Origin of the sequence: Cryobacterium sp. MLB-32 (assembly GCF_000738085.1) — a bacterium.
GTDB lineage: Bacteria > Actinomycetota > Actinomycetes > Actinomycetales > Microbacteriaceae > Cryobacterium.
This window is the reverse complement of sequence record NZ_JPRS01000678.1, coordinates 1-1,475: the sequence shown is the minus strand read 5'-3', so window position 1 is coordinate 1,475 and position 1,475 is coordinate 1. Positions and strand designations below refer to the sequence as shown.

The 1,475-nt window shown below is 56.1% G+C and carries 2 protein-coding genes and 1 pseudogene; all 3 read right to left on the bottom strand.

Features of this window, described 5'->3' with window-relative positions:
- The coding region (locus tag JF66_RS20860; protein WP_051973804.1) for a PIN domain-containing protein at positions 1 to 512 on the bottom strand (512 nt) is incomplete at its 3' end.
- Between the two features lie 30 nt (positions 513 to 542).
- Positions 543 to 980, bottom strand: a complete 438-nt coding sequence (locus tag JF66_RS20855; RefSeq protein ID WP_035880883.1) for an excisionase family DNA-binding protein — start codon at positions 978 to 980, stop codon at positions 543 to 545.
- A 314-nt stretch (positions 981 to 1,294) separates the two neighbouring features.
- Positions 1,295 to 1,475: pseudogene (locus JF66_RS24005) on the bottom strand (hypothetical protein); the annotation flags it as partial.

Here is a 1,475-nt window from a genome sequence, read left to right as displayed (position 1 = left end):
CCCGCGTCGGTTAAGGCCGTTGCAAGGGTCTTCCTGGGCCCGGTTTTCTTGCTCCAGTAGTTGACTTGGTTTGCCGTTACGCGTTCCACATGCCAGCTGGCGGAGTCGTCCACGAGAATGAAGAAGTCATCGCAATTGAAGACTTCGTAGGGTTCTTCGTCTGAACCAACGAACCCATCATCGTTGGTCAGCAGGATGTTGGCTTGGCTGGCGATTGCAGCAGCGTGAACGTGTCGGTCGTGTGGGTCGCGCCCTGTATACGGGATCGTCGCGTCGTAGTCACCCACAAGCTCATCGATGGAATCCGTGATCCTTCTTCTGAGATCTGTGATGACCCCGCCAGCCATGGTGGGGTTGTTCCGCCTAAGTCGATACTCAGTTTCGGCCAGCACATCTTCCGTCGTATGGATTTGAAACATGCCTTCGGTTTCGCTTCGCAGAAGGAATAGCCAGTCGCGAAGGCTTCGGTTATAGAGAACGTTCGCGTCGACGAAAACTCTCTGGATCAGCACCTCTTAACCGTACTGGCTGGCGGAGCGGGTTTAGTCGAAGGCGTCTCCAGCACGGCGGAGATCTTCAACGGCCTTCAGACGAGCGCCCTGTCGGTTGGCACGGAGCTCAAGGACATCGCTGCGCATAAGCCGAGTGTGTGAGCCGACCTTTTTTGTTGGAAGCTCATTGCGGGCAATCATCTTCATCAACGTGGGACGAGAAATGCCAATGACTTGAGCCGCGACGGTAGTCGAAAGTTCCTCTGGCAGTGAATTTGTTGTAAGGGTGCCATCGGCGGCGATACTCTCAACGAGATTTACGATGAAACGCGCCAGGTTCTTTTGTAGAACGACTTCCGTGCCGTCCTCGAGAGTCATTGTCACGTTTCCGACCTGACGGTCGTGCGCTTTAGAAACCAAGTGAGAAGCTTCTAGCTGGACGACTTCGTCGACAATTTGGCTACCCGTCAGAAGGGCCGTTCCTGCCATGAGCGCTCCACTCCAATTGACCTAGCTGCTAACCCCGTCGTCGAATTATAAACAGGTTGCACTTATAAGTGCAACCCTAGCCTTTCGTGCTATATCTAGGCTGAGAGAAGCACGGGAACGCTCCGCCCTGGAACCCATACGGTCAGATGATCCCGTCTTGGGCACCCAGCTGGAGCTGGGTGCCGCCGCCACTGGATGCTCACACGATGCCGCAGGGCGAGGAGGGCCTAATCGTGCATCTGTTGCAATAGATGCATTATGACTGGTGACGAGTGATATTCGAGCTGGCGGTATTCCTGCGGCGATGATTCTGGTCAGCGGCGGAGTGTCGGGTAGTGCGCGAACGTGTCTCCGGCGGAGGCTGCGTGCTGCGTCGTTACTTGATAGCTGTAGCCGAGTAGGTCAGCGACGAGTGGCGGTGGCATCTCGGTCACCAGGTCGTCGAGGGCCCGATTCTTTGCGGCCAGTAGGTTGATCCCGAGGCCACGGATCTTG